The sequence below is a fragment of the Paenarthrobacter sp. YJN-5 genome, assembly GCF_015040095.1.
Lineage (GTDB): Bacteria > Actinomycetota > Actinomycetes > Actinomycetales > Micrococcaceae > Arthrobacter > Arthrobacter ureafaciens.
In genome coordinates, this window is sequence record NZ_CP053544.1 from 3,521,890 (window position 1) to 3,539,216 (window position 17,327).

Annotated in this window: 14 protein-coding genes; 5 read left to right on the forward strand and 9 right to left on the reverse strand. The window is 64.6% G+C overall.

Annotated elements, in window-relative coordinates; translation table 11 throughout:
* Positions 1–56 precede the first annotated feature (56 nt).
* The 7 genes from HMI59_RS16310 to HMI59_RS16340 all read right to left on the reverse strand — a co-directional run bounded on the left by HMI59_RS16310 (position 57) and on the right by HMI59_RS16340 (position 7,025).
* Positions 57–221: a toxin-antitoxin system toxin subunit gene (locus HMI59_RS16310; protein ID WP_227471422.1), complete on the reverse strand. Its 165-nt coding sequence runs from the start codon at positions 219–221 to the stop codon at positions 57–59.
* Positions 222–291: 70 nt separating this feature from the next.
* Entirely contained in the window at positions 292–552 is a 261-nt protein-coding gene (locus HMI59_RS16315) for a ribbon-helix-helix protein, CopG family (protein WP_166187475.1), read from the reverse strand.
* A gap of 245 nt (positions 553–797) precedes the next feature.
* Positions 798–2,876 carry an MDR family MFS transporter gene (locus HMI59_RS16320; RefSeq protein ID WP_193591887.1) on the reverse strand — a complete coding sequence of 693 codons (2,079 nt, stop codon included), beginning with the start codon at positions 2,874–2,876 and terminating at the stop codon, positions 798–800.
* A 9-nt stretch (positions 2,877–2,885) separates the two neighbouring features.
* On the reverse strand, positions 2,886–3,368 hold the full coding sequence (locus tag HMI59_RS16325) for a MarR family winged helix-turn-helix transcriptional regulator (RefSeq protein WP_166187472.1): 483 nt from the start codon (positions 3,366–3,368) through the stop codon (positions 2,886–2,888).
* 154 nt (positions 3,369–3,522) lie between these two features.
* A complete protein-coding gene (locus HMI59_RS16330) occupies positions 3,523–5,226 on the reverse strand; it encodes a thiamine pyrophosphate-binding protein (RefSeq protein WP_062095458.1) in 1,704 nt (567 codons plus the stop codon).
* Positions 5,223–6,278, reverse strand: coding sequence for an agmatinase (gene speB, locus HMI59_RS16335; protein WP_062095456.1), 1,056 nt, complete (start codon positions 6,276–6,278; stop codon positions 5,223–5,225). The genes HMI59_RS16330 and speB overlap by 4 nt, the downstream gene beginning before the upstream one ends.
* Before the next feature lie 171 nt (positions 6,279–6,449).
* Positions 6,450–7,025 carry a cupin domain-containing protein gene (locus tag HMI59_RS16340; RefSeq protein WP_021472774.1) on the reverse strand — a complete coding sequence of 192 codons (576 nt, stop codon included), beginning with the start codon at positions 7,023–7,025 and terminating at the stop codon, positions 6,450–6,452.
* A gap of 271 nt (positions 7,026–7,296) precedes the next feature.
* Between HMI59_RS16340 and HMI59_RS16345 the strand changes: the two genes are divergently transcribed.
* Positions 7,297–8,814 carry a sodium:solute symporter gene (locus HMI59_RS16345; RefSeq protein WP_193591888.1) on the forward strand — a complete coding sequence of 506 codons (1,518 nt, stop codon included), beginning with the start codon at positions 7,297–7,299 and terminating at the stop codon, positions 8,812–8,814.
* Positions 8,815–8,948: 134 nt separating this feature from the next.
* Here HMI59_RS16345 and HMI59_RS16350 read toward each other — a convergent pair whose 3' ends face one another.
* Positions 8,949–9,140: a hypothetical protein gene (locus HMI59_RS16350; protein WP_021472776.1), complete on the reverse strand. Its 192-nt coding sequence runs from the start codon at positions 9,138–9,140 to the stop codon at positions 8,949–8,951.
* A gap of 266 nt (positions 9,141–9,406) precedes the next feature.
* Here HMI59_RS16350 and HMI59_RS16355 point away from each other — a divergent pair, with 266 nt between their 5' ends.
* From HMI59_RS16355 to HMI59_RS16365, 3 genes are all read left to right on the forward strand, one after another.
* Complete coding sequence (locus tag HMI59_RS16355) at positions 9,407–10,552, forward strand: VIT1/CCC1 transporter family protein (protein ID WP_193591889.1); 1,146 nt, start codon at positions 9,407–9,409, stop codon at positions 10,550–10,552.
* A gap of 142 nt (positions 10,553–10,694) precedes the next feature.
* Positions 10,695–11,531, forward strand: a complete 837-nt coding sequence (locus HMI59_RS16360) for a matrixin family metalloprotease (protein WP_193593797.1) — start codon at positions 10,695–10,697, stop codon at positions 11,529–11,531.
* 161 nt (positions 11,532–11,692) lie between these two features.
* On the forward strand, positions 11,693–12,688 hold the full coding sequence (locus HMI59_RS16365; protein ID WP_193591890.1) for a matrixin family metalloprotease: 996 nt from the start codon (positions 11,693–11,695) through the stop codon (positions 12,686–12,688).
* Here HMI59_RS16365 and HMI59_RS16370 read toward each other — a convergent pair.
* Complete coding sequence (locus tag HMI59_RS16370) at positions 12,685–13,824, reverse strand: LOG family protein (RefSeq protein WP_193591891.1); 1,140 nt, start codon at positions 13,822–13,824, stop codon at positions 12,685–12,687. The two genes, HMI59_RS16365 and HMI59_RS16370, sit on opposite strands and share 4 nt — an antisense overlap.
* Before the next feature lie 292 nt (positions 13,825–14,116).
* Here HMI59_RS16370 and HMI59_RS16375 point away from each other — a divergent pair, with 292 nt between their 5' ends.
* The gene (locus HMI59_RS16375; protein WP_193591892.1) at positions 14,117–16,951 is read left to right on the forward strand and encodes a chitobiase/beta-hexosaminidase C-terminal domain-containing protein; all 2,835 of its coding nucleotides are present in this window, start codon (positions 14,117–14,119) and stop codon (positions 16,949–16,951) included.
* The last annotated feature ends 376 nt before the right edge of the window (positions 16,952–17,327 follow it).

Here is a 17,327-nt window from a genome sequence, read left to right on the forward strand (position 1 = left end):
GGGGATTCGTGGGAGCATTTTTCAAGCCGGTAGCGACCCACTGCAAAATAGCGGTGCTAGCCAAGCATCCCGAGGTACTTCGGGCGGCACTTCATCGCGTGGATCAGCTCTTCGCTACCGTCGTCCCAGACCAGTACTACGAGTTCCAGCAGCCGCCCGTGCGTATCAAAGCCGAGGCGAAGGAACCTGCGTGGATCCTCATCGTCCAAGGGGACAGACACCAGCGGCCAGTCGCCGCCTCGATCGCGTCATTGGAGCTGATACCGTGCTTGCGGGCGGAACGCCGGACATTCACGCCGCGTGCGACCAGGCAGCCAGGGCAGCGCGGATGGCTTCGGATCGGTTGAGGTGCTCGCGCTCGGCCCTTGCCATCACAGCAGCCAACTCGTCTACCGTCAGCCGTACCGGAATGACCTGAGATGCCTCGGCCCCGCGGGCGGGGCGTCCCATCCTCGCCTTCAACTCCTCAAGGTCATAGCCGGCTTCGGCCTCCTCCACCCATTCATCGATCTCAGCCTCCGAGACTTCCCGTCCGCGCATTTTGCGTTCCATGCAGACAATCGTATTACGAATATCTTCTGGTGACCACAGCGACTGAGGGCTGCCCACATGACAACCTCCGCTGGCCGGCAGCTCACGTCGCGCCGGCAAAGGCTGCCGGGATGGACTCCGAACGACGCTGGGCCCATAAACGCAAGGCGCTGGCAGGAACACCAGCCAGCGCCTATTGTCGAGCCCCTTGTGCATTTCCCCGCCCAGCCAGGCGGGCAACGTGAGCACAGGGCCGGCTGGCAAGCCTAGCCTGCGTGCTTGCCGTGGTCGGATCGGGACTCGACGCCCTGCAGGAGCATCAATGCCATGCGTTCCTGCTGCCGGCGTTCGCGCTTGAGTTCCTTGCGCAGTGCCTTCAGCTCTTCGGCGGTGCGGGCCTGCTGTTCGGCCAGTGACTGCTGTTCGCGCAGGCGTGCTTGAAGCTCCACGTTGGCCCGGCTCAGTTGCAGTTGCTGCTCCGCCAGGACGTACTGGGTGCGGGAGAGCTGTTCCTGCAGTTCCTTCACGTCGGCCGGCTTGGCATCGGTATTGGAGGCCTGGGAGTTCGTGCGTTCCTGTGTGAGGATCCGGGCGAACTCGAGGTCCAGGTCTTCCGCTGAGCGTTCGCCCATGGGTTTGCCACTTCGCCCGTGTCCCACGGCATTTCCGGCGCCGGAGGACCTCAGTCGGGTTCCGTCGTCGGGCTTGACCGCGTCGAGGGAGGCGGTGTCCAGGGACATGCCGGCGTCACCGGAGGCAGTGGCGATCAGTTCCTTCTCGGGTGCCGCGTCAACGGTGCGGCGCAGCGGACGTTCCTTGATGAGCAGTACTGCGATGAGCGCCACCACACTGATCACTGCCGAGATCAGGAAGATCTGGGCCGTGGCGTCGCCGTAGGCAGCGCGCATGATGTCCGCAATGGGAGCGGGCATGTCGGCGAGGTCCAAACTGGCTCCGGAGGAGTCACCTTGAACGGGAATGCCGGCCGCAGCGAGCCCCTCAGTGGCAAGGTCCTTCACATGGTTGGACATGATGGCGCCAAGCACGGAGACGCCGATCGCGCCGCCTACCGAGCGGAAGAACGCCACCGAGGCGCTGGCCGTACCGATGTCCGTGGCACGGACGGTGTTCTGTACTGCCAACACCAGGTTCTGCATCAGCATGCCCAGTCCGAGGCCGAACACTGCCGTGTAGATGGCCACAAGCCACAGCTCGGTGGTGTGGTCCATGGTGCCGGCGAAGGCCAGGCCGCCGATCAACAGGACGCTGCCGGCAATGAGGAACCTCTTCCACTTGCCGAAGCGGCTGATGAGGATACCGCTGGCAACGGACCCGATCAGGTTTCCGGCGATCATCGGCAGCGTCAGGAGTCCCGCCTCGGTGGGCGTGGCTCCACGGGCCACCTGGAAGTACTGACCAAGGAAGGTGGAGGAACCGAACATCGCGATGCCTACGGACACCGAAGCCAGGATGGCCAGGGCCGTGGTGCGCTCGGAGATGATCTTGAGCGGAATGATGGGCTGCTGGACCTTGCCCTCGACGAACACCAGCAGGGCCAACAAGACCACGCCACCGCCCACCATGAGGGCCGACTGCCAGGACACCCAGTCGTAGTACTCCGGATCGCCCGCGAAGGAGACCCAGATGAGGAGCAGGCTGACGCCGGACGTCAGGAGGATGGAGCCGAGCCAGTCGATCTTCGCCGGGCGCTTGATGTGCTGGATCTTCAACGTGATCTGGAGCAGGATCAGCGCAACCACTGCCAGCGGCACGCAGACGAAGAACGTCCAGCGCCATCCCAGCGGGCTGTCAACGATGAAGCCGCCCAGCAACGGACCACCCGCGGTGCCGACTGCCATGACGGCGCCCATGTACCCGGAGTACTTACCGCGGTCCCGCGGCGGAATCATGGAACCGATGATGGCCTGCGCCAAAGCGGTAAGGCCACCCATGGCGACACCCTGGATGACGCGGGCGGTCAGCAGCAGCGGAATGGTTTCCGACAAGCCGGCCATGACCGAGCCCGCCACGAAGATGATGATGCTCAGCTGGACCAGGAGCTTCTTGTCGAAGAGGTCGGCGAGCTTGCCCCAGATGGGCGTCGTTGCAGCGTTGGCCAGCAGCGCCGCGGTGATGACCCAGGCGAAATCGGTCTGGGTGCCATGAAGCTCGGACATGATGGTGGGCAGTGCGTTTGCCACGATCGTGCTGCTGAGGATTGCCGTGAAGAAGGCAGCGAGCAGGCCCGTGAGCGCTTCCATGATCTGGCGGTGCGTCATGGGCGCAGCAGCGCCGCTGGCCGAAGCCTGCCCCGCGCCCGGGGCCTGGGTTGATGATTTGGCCATTCGTGGCTCCTAAACTGAGAGTTTGGTGGTTGTGGAACCGGCCGCCGTTGCCCGGATGGAATCCTTAAGGGATGTGGAGAGCTTCTGCAGGACGTGCGTAGCTTCCAAGGCGTCTTCTTCACTCCAGTCCGCCAGGTAGTCACGCAACCTGCTGCTGCGCTGTTCTTCGAACTCGCGCAGCTTCACGAGGCCACCTTCGGACAGGGCCAGCAGTTGCGCCCTGCCGTCGGCCGGGTCCGGACGCCTGACGACGTAGCCCTGCTCCTCCAGTTCAGCAATGTGCCGGCTGAGCACCGGCGCGCTGACGCCGAGGCGGGCCGCCAAGTGCGTAGCCCTGGCCTCCCCCTCGCCGATGTAACGCATGACGCCTTGGGCAGCAACCCCGAGGTCGGGCACCCGGCCCAGTTGGGCGGCCACCACACAGCGCAGGGTCCTTTGCAGGTCGAAGATCTGATGGACAAGGTCGGTGGCCGTGGTTGAACCGACGGACATGAAATGCACCCCTTTTTGTTTGCCTAAAGCAACTATACCTCCGATTGATTACTTTGGGAAACTAAAAATGCGAGGACTGCTCCACAGCGAAAGGACCCCGCACGGCAGTGCCGTGCGGGGTCCTGTTGGTTCCTGCTAAGTTCCGTGGACGCGTTTAGTCGTCCAGGTGCGTGGGTCCAAACATCTTGAGCAGCGTTTCAACCACGACGACGTTGGGCCCGTCCGCGGCGAAGGAGGCCTTCAGTGCGTCCCCCACTTCCTCCGGGGCCACCCTGCGGGCCGGGACGCCGAACGACTCAGCCAGCTTGACGAAATCGGGGCGGGCAAGCTCCGTTGCGGTGGCTTTGCCGAAGGCGCCCACCATGTATTCGCGAAGGATGCCGTAGCCGCCGTCGTCCACAATGAGCCACGTGACCGGAACGTTGTGCTGCTTGGCAGTTGCCAGCTCGGCGATGGAATACATCGACGAACCATCACCGGAAACTGCCAGCACCCTGCTGGGTTTGCCGACGGTTTCCAGACCTACAGCAGCGCCGATGGCGGCCGGGAAGCCGTAGCCCAGTCCACCTGCGCCTTGGGCGGAGTGGAACTGGCCTTCGCGGGCATCCCAGCAACTCCAGCCCCAGTACGCCGCAATGGTCATGTCCCAGAAGGTCTGCATGGTGTCAGGGACAGCCTCGCGGATGTCGGACATGAACTTCAGTTCCTTGGCCAGGTCCTGGGATTCCAAGCGGGCCTTGACCTTGGCCAGGGATTCCTTCACCAGTTCTTCCGGACTGGTGCCGTGCCAGGAGCGAACCGCCGTGTTGGCAGCATCGGCCTCGGCAAGGGCCTGGTCCAAGGCAGCCAATGCCTGCCCGGCATCGGCACGGATACCCAGCCCGGGCCGGTTCGACTCCAGTACGCGGGGCTCGGCATCAATCTGGATGATCCGCCCACGCGGCTCGAACGTGAAGTAGTTCGAGGTCACTTCTCCCAGGGATGAACCGATCACGATCAACACATCCGCGTCCTCCAGGACGTCGGTCATGTACCGGTCCTCGATCCACGACTGCAGGGACAGCTCATGGTTCCACGGGAAAGCGCCGTTTCCGCCCGGCGTGCAAATGACGGGTGCCCGGAGCTGTTCGGCAATGGACAGCAGCGCCTTTTCGCCACGGCCGCGACGCGTGCCGCCGCCTGCGATGATCGCCGGACGTTCCGCCGTCGTAAGCCACTTCACTGCCTCACGGATCAGCTCAACCCGGGGCGGGTTGTCAAAAGCTTCAGCCAAGGCGTCCTCGACCGGCGGAACCACGATCGGGTCCAACAGCACGTTCTGCGGGATTTCGATCCAGACCGGGCCCTGCGGTGAGGAGATCGCCTCGGTCCAGGCGTCCTGGATCGCCGACGGGATTCCGGAGGCGTGCTGGATCAGGCGCTGGCTCTTGGTCACATTAGCTGCCGAGGCCTTCTGGTCATCAAGCTGGTGCAGCATGCCCTTGCGGCGGGCACCCAGTCCGTCCAGCGGAATCTGGCTGGCCACCACCACCATGGGAACACCCGTTGCGTACGCCTCCTGGAGACCTGCCAGCGACGTCAACGCGCCGGGACCCGTAGAGAGGAACAGCACGCCCACCTCGCCGGTGGCGCGGGAGTACCCGTCCGCGGCGAACGCCGAGTTGTTCTCCACACGCGAAGAGACGAAGTGCAGGTTGCCACGGCCCATCGCATCAAACAGGCCCAGCGCGTGCTGGCCCGGGATGCCGAATACCGTCTTGGCGCCGAGCGCTTCGAGGGTCTCGACGACGAGGTCCCCGCCGTTGCGCTGCCCGGTTTCACGGGTCGGGGCTGCTGTGCCCGGATCAAAATCGATCATCGCCGCGTCGCCTTGGCCAGCTCTTCGATGCGGGCGCCGAGGGCCTGCTGCGCGTAGCCGTTCGGCGCGCCGTGACGGTCGCCTTCCACCGCGTTGTCGGCCATCAGGGTAACCAGTTCGTAGGCAACATGGCTGCCGGCAACACCGGTAATTTCCGCGTGGTCATAGGCCGGGGCGACTTCAACAACGTCCGCTCCCACGAGGTTCATGCCGCGGAAGCCGCGGATGATCTCCAGAAGTTCGCGGCTGGTGATGCCACCGGCTTCGGGGGTGCCCGTGCCGGGCGCGTGGGCCGGATCCAGGACGTCAATGTCCACGGAGATGTACAGCGGACGGTTGCCGATGCGGTCGCGGATCTTGGCCACGGTTTCCAGGACGCCCTGGTAGTAAACGTCCGCGGAGGTGACGATTCCGAACCCAAAGCGGTGGTCGTCGTCGAGGTCTTTCTTGCCGTACAGCGGGCCGCGGGTTCCGACGTGGCTGATGGCTTCGGTATCCAGGATGCCTTCTTCTACCGCACGGCGGAACGGCGTCCCGTGGGTGTACTCGGCGCCGAAGTAGGTGTCCCAGGTATCGAGATGTGCGTCGAAGTGCAGCATGGCGATGGGCTCCCCGGCACGTTCCGCGGCGGCGCGAAGCAGCGGGAGGGCGATGGTGTGGTCGCCACCGAGGGTGACGAGCTTGCTGCCGTTCGCCGTGAGGTCCAGCGCATTCTGCTGGATGGTCTCGATGGCCTCGTTGATGTTGAAGGGGTTCACTGCCATGTCCCCGGCGTCGGCCACTTGGATGTTCTCGAAGGGGCTGACGTCCCACGCCGGATTGTACGGGCGCAGCAGGCGGCTGGCCTCACGCACATGGTTGGCACCGAAACGGGCACCGGGGCGGTAGGAGACGCCGGAATCGAAAGGAACGCCAACCACTGTCACGTCAGCTTTGGAGACCTGGTCCAGGCGGGGCAGGCGGGCGTAGGTGGCAGCGCCGGCGTAGCGCGGGATGCGGGAGGAATCGATGGGGCCAAGGTTCCCGTTGGCTTCGATGCGGAGCTCTTCCAAGATCGCGCAACTCCTTAGGTGGTGGGACGGAACTGGGTTTGTGACACCCATCATACACTCAAAGTTGCCTAATATGCATCACCTGTTTACACACCGAGCAATCGTCGAGATGACAAATAATGCCAATGTTCAACCCGAACATTGGCATTATTTGTCATCTCGCGAAGGGTCTTAGCGGCTCGCGGCCGGCACCAGGATCCAGAGCACCTCTACGGTCTCGTCCGTGGGATTGATCCAAGTGTGGGGCTCCCGGCCGGGGAAAGAAAGGGTGTCCCCTTCTTCGAGGTCATACTCCTCATTGGTAAGGATCAGCTTGATGCGCCCCTTGACCACATGAAGGACGTCCACGTCGCAGTCAACGGCATACAGTTCATTTTCGCCACGACCCCGCGGCTTGATGGTCGCGCCCAGGATCTGGAGGCGGCGCTCGGACCGGGCCGTCAGCAACCGCTCAACGATGCCCTGCCCGCCAAGCGAAATCCGCGGAGCTTCGTCGCGCCGGGTCAGATGCGTCTCCGGAGCTGCGAACAAGTCCCCCACGGAGACAGAAAGGACCTGGCACAGCGTTACCAGCGACGCCACCGAGGGGGAAGTCAGGTCGCGCTCCACGCGACTGAGGAAACCCTTGGTCAGCCCGGTGGCCTCTGCTACCTGTTCGATGGTTAGCCGCTGCGCCTGGCGCGCCGCGCGGATTCTTGAACCGATGGCAACGGGGACGTTGCTGGGTTCAACGGGGAGAGCCTTCATTCACGAACCTTTCAGGCCTGTTCAACCGGCCCTGTCATTGCAGCCAATAGTAGCCGCAGAGCAGCTTTCGGAAGCTATACAAAGCCCGAAGCCACCTAAAGCTTCTTGACTGTTACTCCGATCACAACATATCCTCAGAGGCAACAAGTGTTGTCTGTGAGGCACACAACACGAACGCAAATCTCCCATCGTCAGCACGGAGACTTCGACCCCGCCCCAGGAGCATCGTCGAAAACCCCAACCTCCGTGCATCAGCTCCAAGGACTCACTCATGGACTCATCGTTCATCAACATCGCCATTGTGGTGGTGTATCTGCTTGCCATGCTGGCGTTCGGATGGTGGGGCAAGTCCCGCACCAAGAACAACAGTGACTTCCTGGTGGCCGGCCGCCGCCTTGGCCCCTTCCTTTACACAGGCACCATGGCCGCCGTCGTCCTCGGTGGCGCGTCCACCGTTGGCGGCGTCGGCCTGGGCTACAAGTTCGGCATCTCCGGCATGTGGCTGGTGGTAGCCATCGGCGCCGGCGTGCTGTTGCTCAGCCTCCTGTTTGCAGGCACCATCCAAAAGCTCAAGATCTACACCGTCTCCCAGATGCTGACCCTCCGCTACGGAAGCCGGGCGACGCAAACCTCGGGCATCGTCATGCTGGCCTACACCCTGATGCTCTGCGCCACCTCCACCGGCGCCTACGCCACCATCTTCGTGGTGCTGTTCGGGTGGGAGCGCTGGTTGGCCATCGCGATCGGCGGCGCGATCGTTCTGGTGTACTCCACGATTGGCGGCATGTGGTCCATCACCCTGGCTGACCAGGTGCAGTTCGTCATCAAGACCGTGGGCATCTTCTTCCTCATGCTCCCCTTCGCCATGAACGCCGCGGGTGGCCTGGACGGCATCCGTGAACGCGTTGACGCCAGCTTCTTCGACATCGGCGGCATCGGCCTCCAAACGATCATCACGTACTTCGTGGTCTACACGCTCGGCCTCCTGATCGGCCAGGACATCTGGCAGCGCGTCTTCACGGCCAAGACCCCCAAGGTTGCCCGCTGGGGCGGCGCAACGGCCGGCGTGTACTGCATCGTTTACGGCCTGGCCGGCGCCTTGATCGGCATGGCCGCAAGCGTTGCCCTGTCCGGCATCGAGATCGAAGCCAAGGATGACGTGTACGCGGAAGTCGCCACCAACCTGCTGCCCATCGGCATTGGCGGCCTGGTCCTTGCGGCAGCCGTCGCGGCCATGATGTCCACCGCTTCCGGAGCGCTCATTGCAGCCGCTACGGTCGCCCGCGCAGACGTACTGCCGTTCGTGGCCGGATGGTTCGGCAAGACCATCAACACCGACGATTCCGACAACCCTGAGCATGACGTCAAGGCGAACCGCTACTGGGTCCTGGGACTCGGCATCGTGGCCATCATCATCGCCATCTCCACCAAGGACGTCGTGGCAGCACTGACCATTGCCTACGACATCCTGGTGGGCGGCCTGCTGGTTGCCATCATCGGCGGCCTGGTATGGAAGCGCGGCACGGGAATCGCGGCCGCGGCCTCCATGGCCCTGGGCTCCGTGATCACCCTGGGCACCATGATCATCCTTGAGATCAACGCCAAGGCTCCGCTGGACGGCATCTACGCGAACGAGCCCATCTACTACGGCCTGATTGCCTCGGCGATCGTCTACGTAGCCGTCTCGCTGTTCAGCAAGCCCACCGATCCTGCGGTCATGAAGGCCTGGACCGACCGTGTAGCCGGCACCCGGGTGGCCGAGGAGGAGCTCAGCTCACCGGCCAAGTAAGGGCACCCAACGCAGCAACGCCCGACGGCGGCGCTCCCCTTTCGCGGGGAGCGCCGCTTTGTCGTTTTCCACGGCACGCCCGTGGACCTGCTATCCGGGAGACGGGAGGATCAGACGGTTACCGAAGGCCAGGGCTAAAGTTCGTCGTCGCCTTCCCGGAATTCCTCTTCGGCGGGGTCGATCGGCACCACGCGTTCGTCGTCGTCCGCCACGTCTTCTTCCTCCACCCAGGCTTCGTCCACTTCCTGGTCCTCGCTGTAGTCGAAGGCCGGATCGGATTCGATGGTGGCCCGTTCAGGGTGGTTGAAGTGTGATCCAGTGTTCATGCTGCAACCTCCGTGTGGTGGGCTGCGGAACAGCCCGCTGACCGAATGCGGGAGTATTCCCGCGCCTGTCTATCCATCTGAGCACCGAGGGAGGACAGGGTCAATACGCTCGCCACCGGAGCCTGCGAATGCGTCCTGGCCGGTGGCGAAATTAAGGCGCACCGAACATTCCCGGTAAGGAATACCAGCCAAAAAACCGCGGAAATAAGCGGTACAGTGGGCGGTGCAATGGGGCCGCAACTACCCCACCCAGCCCAGGAGAAGCAGTGCAGAAGCACCAGGAATCCAACTATCCGTCGAGCCCCGCTCCGGACCCGCAGCCCCAAAACACAACGCCATCGTCCGCGGACATCAAGCGCTGGCGCCAGTACCTTGCCGATGAGCGTGCAGAGGCTGCCGTATACCGTGAACTCGCCCAGCGGCGCGACGGTGAGGAACGCCAGATCCTCCTGGCCCTGGCCGAAGCCGAAGGCCGGCATGAGGCACACTGGCTCAAGCTCCTTGGTGAGCACGCCGGCATGCCCAAGGCAGCGTCCGGCCGCAGCCGCCTCCTTGGGTTCCTTGCCCGGCACTTCGGGTCGGTCTTCGTTCTCGCCTTGGCCCAGCGCGCCGAGGGCCGCTCTCCCTACGGAACCGATCCTTCGGCCACGCCGGCTATGGTGGCTGACGAGCAGATCCACGAGGAAGTGGTCCGCGGACTCGCCACACGCGGCAGGAACAGGTTGTCCGGAACCTTCCGTGCAGCAGTCTTCGGCGCCAACGACGGCCTGGTCAGCAACCTCTCCCTGGTGATGGGCATGGCCGCCACCGGTGTTTCCAGCGCGGTGGTGCTCATGAGCGGCGTAGCCGGACTGCTGGCCGGTGCTTTGTCCATGGGAGCCGGCGAGTATGTGTCCGTGCGTTCCCAGCGTGAACTGCTCAACGCCACCCTGCCGACGCAGGCAACGCTGACCGCGGCACCGTCACTGGACGTGGAGCACAACGAACTGGTGCTGGTGTACCTGGCACGCGGCATGACCAGGGAAGCCGCTGAGCACCGGGCCGCCGAACGCATGGGGCTGTTCAGTTGTGACTGCGACCCCAGCCTTTCGCTGCAACCCGAAAAGGAACAGCCCGCCGTCGACCATGAAACCGTGGGCTCTGCCTGGGGCGCGGCGATGTCCAGCTTCTGCTTCTTTGCCTCCGGCGCCATCGTGCCGATCATCCCGTTCATCTTCGGCATGACCGGTTGGGCTGCGCTGATCGTCGCAGGTGCCTTGGTGGGCGTCGCGCTGTTGGCGACCGGCGCCGTCGTGGGCTTGCTGTCCGGAACGTCCCCGCTGAGCCGCGGGCTGCGGCAGCTGGGAATCGGCATAGGCGCCGCTGCCGCCACCTACGGGCTTGGCCTGCTCTTCGGAGCTGTGATCGTCTAACGCGGCGCGAATGGACGGGCCTGCGCCCGTCCCGTAATCTTGGTGCGTCCTCCACGCCGCCCCGCGTGCCGGGCGCAATGATGGGAGAACTGTGGAGCCTGAGGCATACCGGGTGCCTAGGCGCCGCCGGAAAGGACGCGTGCTGCGTCCGGTCCTGGGCCTCCTCACGGCAGCCGTGACTGCCTCCGTGGCGGTGGTCGTCAGTGGCTTCCTGCACAACGATCCCCGTATCACCGGCCTTGTCCCGGGGCTCGCCATGCCCAACGTGCAGCCCGACGGCCAGGACCAGGAACCGTTCCCCCGGGCCTTGAACGCACCTCCGCCTGGACTGGAGGAAGCGGACAAGCCGCTGGTCTCGCCGTCGGCTCTCCACCTCGCCAACGACTCCTACAAGTTCCTGGCAACCAACGACGACGGCACGCCGGTTGGCTACTCACCGTGCCGTCCGCTGCACTACGTCGTGAATGACGCCGCAGCGCCCGCAGGCACGGACGAGCTCCTGGAAACGGCCCTCGCCAACGTGTCTGCTGCGGCCGGCATCCAGTTCATCGACGACGGATCCACCGACGAACAGCCCGTGGACAAACGGGAGCCGTACCAGCCAGGGAAGTACGGCGAGCGCTGGGCGCCCTTGCTGATCTCGTGGACCACGCCGGAGGTTGCCCCTGCCTTGGCGGACAAGGTGATCGGCACCGGCGGCAGCACCATGTATTCGATCAACAACGGGACCAAGAGCTACATCACCGGAAGCCTGGAGTTGGATACACCCCAAATCTCGGAACTCCTGGCCGAGGACGGCGGCTCAGACTACGTACTTGCCGTCATGCAGCACGAGCTGGGACATGTGCTGGGACTGGACCATGTTGAAGACCCCATCCAGCTGATGTACCCGGAGATCGGAGCGCCCGACGGCTTGGCGGACGGTGACCTGACGGGCATGAGCATGCTGGCTTCGGCTCCCTGCCGGAAGGACATCTAGGCGTACCGTTCCCGCAGGTTGGTGACACGGGGTTGGCGGGTGCAGGCGCCTCGTGCCTGGCGTCCCGCCATGGACTTCTCCCGCTGGCGGGTCCTAAGCTGGCCCAAACGGCCGACGGCGGCAGCCCACCGCGCAGCTTCGGCCGCCGGTCAGGGGGCTCAATGGAACCTGATGGGTCGCCGAAAGGGCCGGACCCCTATCCGCCGGCGCGCCGATCCCCGGACGAGCCTGCCGGGGTGCCGCCCGCCGCTCCCGTGCCGCCCGCCGTCGGGGTGCCGCCTTGGTCCACGCACCCGCGCGGCCCCCTCGACCAGCCCACACGGCCGATCAAGCACAGCAGCATCGTGGCGGTCTTCTTCCTCTTCGTTGTCCTTGGGCTGGTGTGTGCCGGGGCGTACTTCGGCGGTGAACTGCAGCAGTGGATGGGAGGCAGTTCCACGGCCCAAAGCCAGGCGCCCCGGCCAGGTGTCCTGCCGTTCGGTCAACGCGAGGATCCACTTCCCGGGCGGGAGGAAGCGGACGCGCCGCTGGGCACCCCGCCGGTTGTCCGGCCCACCAGTTCTTCCTACAAATTCCTGGCCGTGAAGGACGACGGATCACCCGTGGCCTACTCCCCCTGCAGGCCGATCCATTACGTGGTCAACTCCACCAGGGCACCGGCCTCCTGGCAGCCCCTGGTCGAGGAAGCCATCCGGCAGGCGAGCATGGCCACCGGCCTCCAGTTCATCTACGACGGTCCCACGTCCGAGCTGCCGTCAGCCAACAGGGAGGGCTACCAACCGGAAATGTACGGTGACCGGTGGGCCCCCGTGCTCATTGCGTGGAGCACCCCCGACGAAGTGCCGCGCCTGGCCGGGCAAACCGTCGGCCTGGGCGGAAGCTCGTCCATCGGCCTGAGTAACGGGTACAAGGCGTATGTCACCGGTTCAGTGGCATTGGATGCTCCCCAGTTCACCGGAATCATGGATTCGCCCCGGGGCAGGGAGATCGGGGTGGCAGTGATCATGCACGAGTTGGGGCACCTGCTGGGCTTGGACCACGTGGACGACCCGCGCCAGCTGATGTACGACCAAGCTTCGTGGGTGCGCCAATACGCGGCCGGTGACCGGACAGGCCTCGCCGAACTCGGCAAGGGCCCCTGCAGCAAGAATTTCTAGGCCGGGCCCACCACGATCGCCACTGCTTCTTCCACCGTGTCCACAAGGAAGATCTGCCGGTCCATGGGACGGCCTGCGGCGAGGCTTTGCAGCATGGGCCACGCCGGGTATGTCCTCTCCCAGTGGTCGCGGCCCACCAGCACCATGGGGGTGATGGTTTCCGGGGCTCCGTAGTAGTTCTCGCACGCGTCCTGGAAGATTTCCTGCACGGTACCGGCCGCTCCCGGGAGGAAGATAATTCCGCCGTTGCACAGTTCCAGCAGGATGGCTTCACGAATGGCGTTGGCGAAGTACTTGGCAATGTGGGTGGCAAACAGGTTGGGCGGTTCGTGCCCGTAGAACCAGGTGGGGATGCCCAGCGTCGCCGTACCGTCCGGATAATTTTCGACGACGGCGGCTGCCTGGCGCGCCCACGCCGTCACCGAGGGACGGAACCCCGGGACGGCGGCGAGTTGCTGCACCGCGGTGCGGAAGTCGCCGTCGGGCATTGCGCTGAGGTAGGCACCCATGTTGGCCGCTTCCATGGCACCCGGACCGCCACCGGTGGCCACCGTGAGCCCCGCGTTCGCGAGCAAGCGGCCCAAGCGGGCGGCGTCGGAGAACTCCCGGCTGCCGCGCTGCGCCGCATGGCCACCCATGACGCCCACCAGCCTGGACCCGGCGAGCGCCCCGTTGGCCAGGGCCTCTTCCAGGGCGTCGCCGATCGCGTGGTCGTGCAGGGCCGCGGCGAGTGTTGAGTCAAGCCGGGAGCGCTGGCCGGGCAGGATGCTCCAGTGATAGACCCGCGCGTCCAAAGTGTGCTCATATTCCTCGGTAGAGATGCCGGGATACAGTTCGGCCGCCGTGTAAAGGCTGCCCCTGTAGGGGTTGAACGGAACACCCTGCAATTTGGGGAAGATGAGCGCCCCCTGGCTGCGCAGCTGATCCTCCACGCCGTCGTCGAACGTACAGCCCAGGAAGATCGCGCCCTGGGGGTTCAGCGCCAGCAGTTCACGGGAGCGCCCGCGCAGGTCCAGGGACTGGGCGTGCCAGCCGTGCATTGAATGCGCCCCGGCGCTGACCAAACGGTCGAAGTGGATGAGGCTTTCAACATCAAGCGTTCGCGGATTGGGATTCAGGGCACCTGACGGGGTCATGGACCCAGCGTAGTGGCGAAAAGTTCAACGGCAGGCCTACCCAGCGTTGGACCCGAGGAGTACAGTAGCGGTCACTGCACCGGTTTCCGTCTCCGACGGCAGCCGGCAGGAACAGCACAAATTTATTCGAATGGCGTTCATTACGGGCGTCTGAAGTTCGCCGGCTGGGGGGCCCAACGTCTGCTCAAGGAGCATTGTTGTGGTCCGTTCACATCTTTTCAGTCGACCGAGTCATCCGAATCCCTTGCATCCTTTGGTAAGCCACCGCTCCTTGGTGCGCCGTGTGCTTGGCATGGTTCTCAGCCCTGTCCTGGCCTTCGGCGGACTGGTCCTGGCCTCTGCCGCACCTGCCTCGGCCGCCGTGACCCCATGCGCGGGGACCGGCGGGGCCATGCAGATCGTGGGCCATACCGATGACGACCTGATCTTCCTGAGTCCCGACTTCATGCGCGACATCCAGGCGAAACGATGCGTCCAAACCGTCTTCACCACCGCAGGGGAAGCGGGCGAAGGGGCCACGTACTGGCGCAGCCTGGAGGCGGGAATCAGGGCCAGCTACGCCAAGATGGCCGGTGTGGCGGACTCCTGGACGACCTCCGACGCCGGTGTCCCCAACCGGCCGTTGACCATGCAGACGCTCAACGGCGCGCCGAACATCTCCGTGGTGTTCATGCGCTTGCCGGACGGCTTCCCCAACGGTTTGGGGAGCGCTGCCTACAATTCCCAAAGCATCCTCAAACTGTGGGACGGCCGGTTGTCCTCCATCAGGCCGGTGGATAACGCCGCCACGTTTACCAAGTCCCAGTTCCAGACTGCCCTCAACCGCTTGGTGGCGAACTTCAAACCCACCACGTTCCGCACGCAGGACTGGACCGGGAATTTCAACAGCCCTTATGACCACAGCGACCACTGGGCCACAGCCAAGTTCGCGCAACTGGCCACCCGCAGCTACACCGGGCCGCACACCTCCATGGCCTATGACGCCTACGTCATCGACGAATACCCGCAGAACGTCACCGGATCCGAACTGACCGCCAAGGTGGATACGTTTGTCCGGTTCGCAGACTTCGACATGTACGTCTGCAGCAGCCCTGGCGAAGGGTGCCCGGACTCCCCCTACAACGAGTGGTTGAAACGGCAGTACATCACGGCCATCGAGTGGGTTGGAAGCGCGGCCAAATCAACGGGCACCACAGTGAGCGCGTCATCACAGAAGGCCTCCGCCCAAAGCCCCGAAAAGGCCCGGGACGGCTACTTCTGGGGTGCGCCGATGGACGCGTCCCGCGAATGGGTGTCCGCCGGCGAGAAGGCAGGAAGCTGGATCCAATACAACTTCACACCCACCCGTACCATCAATGCCGTGACACTTGGCGACCGGCCGATCCTCAGCGACCAGGTGACCGGCGGAAACCTCGTGTTCTCGGACGGCAGCACGGTCCCCGTTCCGGCTCTGCCCAACAACGGCTCCGGGCTTACCCTCAACTTCCCCGCCAAGACTGTGAGCTCAGTGCGCTTCAACATCACCTCAGTCAGCGGCAGCACCACGAATGCCGGACTGGCGGAGTTCGAGGCCTACCTCGGTACGGACAATGTGGCGCCGGTGGTCACCGCGGCGCCCGAGGGCGGAACCTACGCCGCAGGCCAGGCCATCACGTTGACGGCCAACGAAACCGCGACGATCTACTACACCACCAACGGCTCGACGCCCACCACGGCCAGCACGAAGTACACGGCACCGATCATCCTGAACGGACCGCTGACGCTGAAGTACTTCGCGGTGGACGGCGCCAACAACTCCTCCACAGTGGCCACCCAGACCTACTCCACCGGGCCCGACGTCACCAAACCCATCGTGACGGCCAACCCGGCCAGCGGAGAATACGCAGCAGGGACGAACATCACCCTCACCGCCAATGAGGCAGCCGAGATCCGCTACACGAAGGATGGCACCGACCCCCTCACCGCAGGTCTGCTGTACACGTCACCCATCACCTTCACGGGCCCAGGTCCCATGACGTTGAAGTACTTTGCCAAGGACACCGCGGGCAACACCTCCGACGTGGCGACACAGACCTACACCATCCCCCCGGACACCACTGCCCCGGTAATCACGGCCAACCCGACGGGGCGGGCCCTCGCCAGCGGTGCCACCATCACCCTGAGCGCCAATGAAACGGCAACCATCTACTACACCACCGACGGCAGCACGCCGACCACCACCGAATCGGCAACCAACCTCAAGTACACCGTTCCCCTCGTGATGGGCAGCTCCACCCTGACCCTCAAGTACATCGGAGTGGACGCGGAGGGAAATGCCTCGGCCGTGGGGACCCAGACCTACACCGTTCCCGCCGCCGGGCCGCCGTCGACCCATGACTTCAGCGGTGACGGCCGCTCCGACGTCCTTGCGGCGGACACCGCCGGTAACCTGTACCTCTACCCGGGTGACGGCGCCGGCGGACTCCTGCCGCGGCAAGTGGCCCTCGCGGCTCCGGCCTGGTCCTCGGTCACCGACACCATCACTCCGGGCGACTTCAACAGGGACGGCAAGAACGATCTCCTTGCCCGTGCCGGAGACATCCTGTACTTCTACCCCGGCGACGGAGCCGGCAGCTTCGGGGCGCGGAAACAGGTGAGCACAGGCTGGACCACCATGTCCCAGATCTTCTCCCCCGGCGACTTCAGTGGCGACGGCATCCCCGATTTCATCGGCCGCAGGAGCAACGGAGAACTGCGTCTATACGAAGGAAACGGCAGCGGCGGACAACGCTCGCCCTACACCGTCGGCTGGGGCTGGGACGTTATGAACGCCATTTTCAGCACCGGCGATTTCAACGGTGACGGCAAGGGGGACGTACTGGCGCGGCGCACGGATACAGGCGCATTATGGCTATATCCGGGCAATGGCTCCGGAGGCTGGCTGACTTGGAAGCAGATCGCAACCGGGTGGAGCACCCGCACTGCGCTGGCCGGCCCCAGGGACCTTGATAGCGACGGCAAGAACGACGTCCTCGGCCGCATCGGAGACACCTTGTGGCTGTACCCCGGATCGGGTGGCGGAACGCTGGGCAACGTGCCGCCGATCAGCCTGGGCACGGGTTGGCAGGGAATGAAGGTCATCGCCTGATCCAACCCCCACATACCTGGCGCGGGTCGGAGTTTTCCCCCAGACTCTTCCGGCCCGCGTCAGCCACGCCCGATCCCTCTGCCACATCCCACCCCTTTTTCACCATCCCTCTGCCACATCCCACCGGGTTTTGCCCGTTCCTCTTTCACATCCCACCGGGTTTTGCCGGTTCCTCTTTCACATCCCACCGGGTTTTGCCGGTTCCTCTTTCACATCCCACCCCCTCCCCACCACCCCTCTGCCACTGGGGTTTGGGGCCCGCGGTTTGGGGCCTGACACGTGTGGAACAAGGGGTGCATTCGGCGGGAACGGACGGACCGACGCCAATGGGAGAGAAAGCCATCCGCACAGAAAGCTCGACGGCGGCACTCAGGCC

Coding starts and splice junctions, on each gene's coding strand:
- HMI59_RS16315 (WP_166187475.1), bottom strand. CDS start 552: ATGGAACGCAAAATGCGCGGACGGGAAGTCTCGGAGGCTGAGATCGAT.
- HMI59_RS16320 (WP_193591887.1), bottom strand. CDS start 2,876: ATGGCCAAATCATCAACCCAGGCCCCGGGCGCGGGGCAGGCTTCGGCC.
- HMI59_RS16325 (WP_166187472.1), bottom strand. CDS start 3,368: ATGTCCGTCGGTTCAACCACGGCCACCGACCTTGTCCATCAGATCTTC.
- HMI59_RS16330 (WP_062095458.1), bottom strand. CDS start 5,226: ATGATCGATTTTGATCCGGGCACAGCAGCCCCGACCCGTGAAACCGGG.
- HMI59_RS16340 (WP_021472774.1), bottom strand. CDS start 7,025: ATGAAGGCTCTCCCCGTTGAACCCAGCAACGTCCCCGTTGCCATCGGT.
- HMI59_RS16345 (WP_193591888.1), top strand. CDS start 7,297: ATGGACTCATCGTTCATCAACATCGCCATTGTGGTGGTGTATCTGCTT.
- HMI59_RS16350 (WP_021472776.1), bottom strand. CDS start 9,140: ATGAACACTGGATCACACTTCAACCACCCTGAACGGGCCACCATCGAA.
- HMI59_RS16365 (WP_193591890.1), top strand. CDS start 11,693: ATGGAACCTGATGGGTCGCCGAAAGGGCCGGACCCCTATCCGCCGGCG.
- HMI59_RS16370 (WP_193591891.1), bottom strand. CDS start 13,824: ATGACCCCGTCAGGTGCCCTGAATCCCAATCCGCGAACGCTTGATGTT.
- HMI59_RS16375 (WP_193591892.1), top strand. CDS start 14,117: ATGGTTCTCAGCCCTGTCCTGGCCTTCGGCGGACTGGTCCTGGCCTCT.